We start from the raw sequence: 5,322 nt of genomic DNA on the forward strand, positions 1-5,322 counted from the left end.
AGTAAAAGGGGCACCGCGCATGCAGGTGCCTGACAAAAAAGTTATGCAGTTAAATAAAAAATTGTTTGCCGGTCATCATAATTACCCGGAAAAAGTATTGCAGTTTGGCGAAGGAAATTTTCTTCGCTGCTTCGTGGATTGGATGTTCCACCAACTGAACAAAAGCGGAGATTTCAATGGCTCTGTGGTGGTGGTGCAGCCCATCGAAAAGGGCATGGTGAACTTGTTGAATGAACAGGACGGCCTGTACACAGTGTACCTGCGCGGGCTGAAGAATGGCAAAGCCGAGAGCACACACGAGGCGGTCGACGTTATCAGCCGCGGCATCAATCCCTACGAGGATTTTAACGCCTACCTGCAAACGGCCGAAAACCCTTCGATGCGGTACGTGATCTCCAATACTACGGAAGCGGGCATCGCTTACAGCGAGGATGATCAGCCAACCGGTGCGCCTCCGTCTTCGTTCCCCGCGAAGCTGGCGGTGTGGCTTCACCACCGTTACAAAACATTTGGCGGTGATGCAGCGAAAGGCGTTCATATCATTCCCTGCGAACTGATTGAAAAAAACGGCGACAAACTGAAAAAGGTATTGTTACAACTGGCTGAAAGATGGCAATACGAGCAAGGCTTCCTTGACTGGCTGCAATCGACGTGCACGTTCAGCAACACGCTGGTCGACCGCATCGTTCCGGGCTATCCAAGAGAACGCATGGCCGAGATCACGGAGGAGCTGGGTTATGAAGACAAGCAGGTCGTGGAAGGCGAGCCGTTTCACCTGTGGGTGATAGAAGCTCCGGAAAGTCTGCAGGAAGAATTGCCGTTTCCATCTATCGGCCTTGATGTGTTGTATGTGAAAGACATCACGCCTTACCGTACACGCAAAGTACGCATTTTGAATGGTGCCCATACAACACTGGTTCCGGTGGCTTATCTCTATGGCATCGATACGGTACGGGAAGCGGTGGAAGACCCCGTTGTTGGCGGTTTTCTGCGTGAGGCCATCTTTGAAGAGATCATTCCCACACTGGATTTGCTAAAAGAAGAACTGGAGCAGTTCGCGGCCGAAGTCATTGACCGTTTCCGCAATCCATACATCAAACACCAGCTCATGAGCATCGCCCTGAATTCCTGGTCCAAGTTTGAAACAAGGGTGTTGCCCTCCATTTTGGAATTCAAAAAACGTACTGGTGCCATTCCGCAACGCCTGGCGTTTTCGCTGGCGGCCACTATTGCTTTTTACAAAGGAAAACGCGGCGAAGAAACCATCGCCCTGAACGATGATGCCGCGATCCTGGCCTTGTTGCAAGAGGCCTGGGAGGTCGCGGATGGCAGCAAGGCTTCCATCAAGGCCGTGGTGACAAAAGTATTGGGCTATGGAAAGAACTGGAAGATGGATCTCAACACCGTAGATGGATTGAATGAAGCGGTGACTTACCATTTGAACAACATCGAAAAACTTGGCATGGCAAAGGCAATCGAGCTGGCTTCGGATAAAACCCTTGCTGTCTGAATGGATCTTTTCCAATACCACACAAACACTACTACAATGAAAGAACTGATTAAAATAAATGGCCGTGATAATGTCGTGATTGCGCTGAAGCCGTTCAGCAAAGGCGATGTCATTGAAATAGAAGGAGACAGCATTACCCTGCTGGACGACATTGAAAAAGGGCACAAAATCGCGTTGTTCGATATGGAAACCGGTGCAGATATTTTGAAATACGGTTACCCCATCGGGCAGGCAACGGAACAAATCAGGAAGGGCCAGCATGTGCATGTGCACAACGTGAAAACCAAGCTGGGAGAGGTGTTCGATTATATCTACAAACCATCCTTTACGCCGCTCACCCATCCAAAGCGGAACCTTACGTTCCAGGGCTATCGTCGCCGTAATGGCGAAGTGGGTATCCGAAACGAAATCTGGATCGTGCCGACCGTTGGTTGTGTCAACGGCATTGCCGAACAGATCATCCGCGAATTCAAGGCCGAATATGGTGCCGAAGACATCGAGGGGATTGAAGTGTTCAAGCACAACTACGGTTGTTCACAACTGGGAGACGACCACCAGAACACAAAACAGATTTTGACCGATATCGCTTTGCACCCGAATGCGGGTGGTGTGCTTGTTTTAGGGCTCGGTTGTGAAAACAACAAGATCGATGAATTTGAAAAAGGCCTTGGCGATTTTGACCGGAGCCGTGTAAAATTCCTTGCCAGTCAGAAAGCGCAGAATGAAGTGGAGGAAGCCGTGGAATTGTTAAAGCAGATCTATGAAGTGGTGCGCCAGGACAAGCGTGAGCCTGTTCCCATTTCCGAATTGAAGGTCGGGCTGAAGTGTGGCGGCTCGGATGGTTTATCGGGCATTACCGCCAATCCGCTGGTGGGTTATTTCTCCGACTTTTTAATCAGCCAGGGAGGCACAACTACCTTAACGGAAGTGCCGGAAATGTTTGGTGCCGAAACCATCCTGATGGACCGTTGTGTAACAGAAGACGTCTTTCACAAGACAGTTCACCTGATCAACGATTTCAAGCAATACTTCATAGACCTGAAGCAGCCCATTTACGAAAACCCTTCCCCGGGAAACAAGGCCGGTGGCATTACAACGCTGGAAGATAAATCGCTTGGTTGTACACAAAAAGGCGGCAACGCCACGGTTGTCGATGTTTTGAAATACGGAGAACGCTTAAAGACAAAAGGGCTTAACCTGTTGAGCTCTCCCGGAAATGACCTGGTATCCACCACAGCGTTGGGTGCAGCGGGCAGCCACTTGGTGTTGTTTACAACCGGTCGCGGTACGCCGTTTGGTTCTTTTATTCCCACGCTGAAAATTGCAACGAATTCGGAGCTGGCTACAAAAAAGCCACACTGGATTGATTACAACGCAGGTCCCCTGGCAGAAGATAAAACTTTTGACGAAGCCCTGGAAGAACTCATTGCCAAAATCATCCGCATTGCAAGCGGCGAAAAAGCAAAGCATGAAAAAGCCGGTTTCCGTGAAATTGCCATTTTTAAAAGTGGCGTGACGCTTTAACAACCAGCGAAAAACAAACAAGATGAGCACGGCAACAACAACCGGTAAAAAAACGCAAGTTCTGCAAACCATCATTCAACAGGGCATGCTGCCGCTTTATTTTCATCCGGATGAAGACGTCTGCGTGAATGTTTTAAAGGCACTCTATGAGGTAGGCATCCGCAGCATCGAATTTACCAATCGTGGTGACGCGGCGTTTTCCAACTTCAAACTAATGCGGCGTGTTTGTGATACCGGGTTGCATGACATGCAACTGGGCGTGGGCACCATCAAAACCGGCGACGAGGCAAAAGCCTTTGCAGATGCAGGTGCTGACTACCTGGTTAGCCCCGGAGTGGTAAAGGCGGCAGCAAAAGTGGCCGAGAAAAACGATTTGCTTTACGTACCGGGTTGCATGACGCCAACGGAAATCATCAAAGCGGAAGCGCTGGGTGCCACATTCATGAAAGTCTTTCCCGGTAACATTCTAGGCCCCGGTTATATCAGTGCCATTCGAGAGATCTTTCCCAACCTCACATTCATGGTGACGGGTGGTGTTGAGCCGGAAGAAGGCAACCTTCGCAACTGGTTTAAAGCCGGTGTCGCTGCAGTCGGCATGGGCAGTAAAATGATCTCCAAAGAAATTCTCGAAACAAAAGACTACACGAAGCTGACTGAATTGACGAGACAGACAATGGAATTAGCCAATCGGATACAAAGGGGCCCAATGGCCTGATTGCAAGCTTTCTAAATTCTTGATTCATGTTGACAGAAATAAAAGAAGCGAAAGGAACTGCTGTTGAAACAAGATCGGGCAGGCTCAGTAACTATCGCTGGACAATCTGCAGTTTGCTTTTCTTTTCCACGACAGTCAATTACCTGGACCGGCAGGTACTTTCCCTTACCTGGAAAGATTTCCTTGTGCCTGAGTTTCACTGGACAGACAGCAACTATGGGACGATTACGGCCTTGTTCTCGATATTTTACGCTGCTTCCATGTTGGTTGCCGGGCGTTTTATCGACTGGATGGATACAAAGAAAGGCTTCCTCTGGGCCATCGGAATATGGAGTGTCGGTGCCTGTCTTCATGCCTTTTGCGGGATTGGTACAGCTGGCATTCTAACCGGCAAGTGGTGGGTTGGTTTTGACGGTGCAAAAACAGCGATTCAAACGGTGGACAATACGGCGATGATCATTTCGGCCAGTGTCGGCCTGTTCATCTTTGCCCGGTTTGTGCTGGCGCTTGGTGAAGCCGGAAATTTCCCCGCAGCCATAAAAGCCACGGCAGAATATTTTCCGAAAAAAGACAGGGCATTGGCAACAAGCATCTTTAATGCCGGTGCCACGGTTGGTGCGTTGGCCGCTCCCATCTCTATTCCTTTTATTGCAAAAGCCTGGGGCTGGGAAATGGCGTTTGTCCTGATTGGCGCTTTGGGTTTTTTGTGGATGGGCTTTTGGGTTTTTTTATATAAGAAGCCAGAGCTGAATCCAAGGGTAAATAACGCTGAACTGGCCCATATTCAACAGGACTTTTATGCACAGGATCGGTTGCCAGTACTTGCGATGGGAACGGAACCGAAAATGTCGTTCGTGAATTGTTTTAAGTACAGGCAAACATGGGCTTTTGCCTTTGGCAAGTTTGCAACAGATGGCGTGTGGTGGTTCTTTTTATTCTGGACGCCGGCTTACTTAAAGGATATTTACAAAATGGACTCTACCGAAAGTGCCCTGCCGCTCTTTGTCCTTTACTTGCTCACACTCCTCTCCATCATTGGCGGTTGGCTTCCGTCTTATTTCGTTGCCAGGAAAGGGATGAATCCCTACGAAAGCCGAATGAAAGCCATGCTCATTTTTGCGTTTTTTCCCCTGTTGACATTGTTAGCACAACCATTGGGGCAGTATAGTTACTGGTTTCCGGTTCTCATCATTGGTATAGCCGGTGCAGCGCACCAGTCCTGGTCAGCCAATATCTTTTCCACTGTTGGTGATATGTTTCCCAGAAATGCCATTGCCACGGTAACCGGCATTGGTGGCATGGCAGGCGGCGTAGGCTCTTATCTGATCAACAAAGGATCGGGTGTACTGTTTGAGTACGCCGATAAAACAAAAATGCAGTTCCTGGGATTTGAAGGGAAAGAAGCAGGCTACTTCATCATTTTTTCCATTTGCGCGGTAGCTTACCTAATTGGCTGGGCGGTGATGAAAGCGCTGGTGCCAACCTACAAACCGATCGCCGTTGCCTGATCGCAAAAACGTAATTTGCGGTGGACCTTACAGCAGAAGGTAAACAGCAACGAACGAAAACAGAA

4 protein-coding genes are annotated in these 5,322 nt (G+C 49.1%); all 4 read left to right on the top strand.

Annotated features, from left to right (window positions below; all coding sequences use genetic code 11):
• Positions 1-1,510: tagaturonate reductase (locus D6024_RS26005; RefSeq protein ID WP_205573379.1), on the top strand; the 1,510-nt coding region annotated here is incomplete at its 5' end.
• 36 nt (positions 1,511-1,546) lie between these two features.
• Entirely contained in the window at positions 1,547-3,034 is a 1,488-nt protein-coding gene (locus tag D6024_RS26010; RefSeq protein ID WP_121357748.1) for a UxaA family hydrolase, read from the top strand.
• A 22-nt stretch (positions 3,035-3,056) separates the two neighbouring features.
• Positions 3,057-3,749 carry a bifunctional 4-hydroxy-2-oxoglutarate aldolase/2-dehydro-3-deoxy-phosphogluconate aldolase gene (locus D6024_RS26015; protein WP_121357749.1) on the top strand — a complete coding sequence of 231 codons (693 nt, stop codon included), beginning with the start codon at positions 3,057-3,059 and terminating at the stop codon, positions 3,747-3,749.
• A 26-nt stretch (positions 3,750-3,775) separates the two neighbouring features.
• Positions 3,776-5,257 (top strand): MFS transporter, encoded by a 1,482-nt coding sequence (locus D6024_RS26020; protein WP_121357750.1) that lies wholly within the window; start codon positions 3,776-3,778, stop codon positions 5,255-5,257.
• Positions 5,258-5,322: the final 65 nt, after the last annotated feature.

Source organism: Flavisolibacter nicotianae, assembly GCF_003628535.1.
Lineage (GTDB): Bacteria > Bacteroidota > Bacteroidia > Chitinophagales > Chitinophagaceae > Flavisolibacter > Flavisolibacter nicotianae.

Excerpts from the sequence above, each read along its gene's own strand:
- D6024_RS26010 (WP_121357748.1), top strand. The coding sequence starts at position 1,547 with ATGAAAGAACTGATTAAAATAAATGGCCGTGATAATGTCGTGATTGCG.
- D6024_RS26015 (WP_121357749.1), top strand. The coding sequence starts at position 3,057 with ATGAGCACGGCAACAACAACCGGTAAAAAAACGCAAGTTCTGCAAACC.
- D6024_RS26020 (WP_121357750.1), top strand. The coding sequence starts at position 3,776 with ATGTTGACAGAAATAAAAGAAGCGAAAGGAACTGCTGTTGAAACAAGA.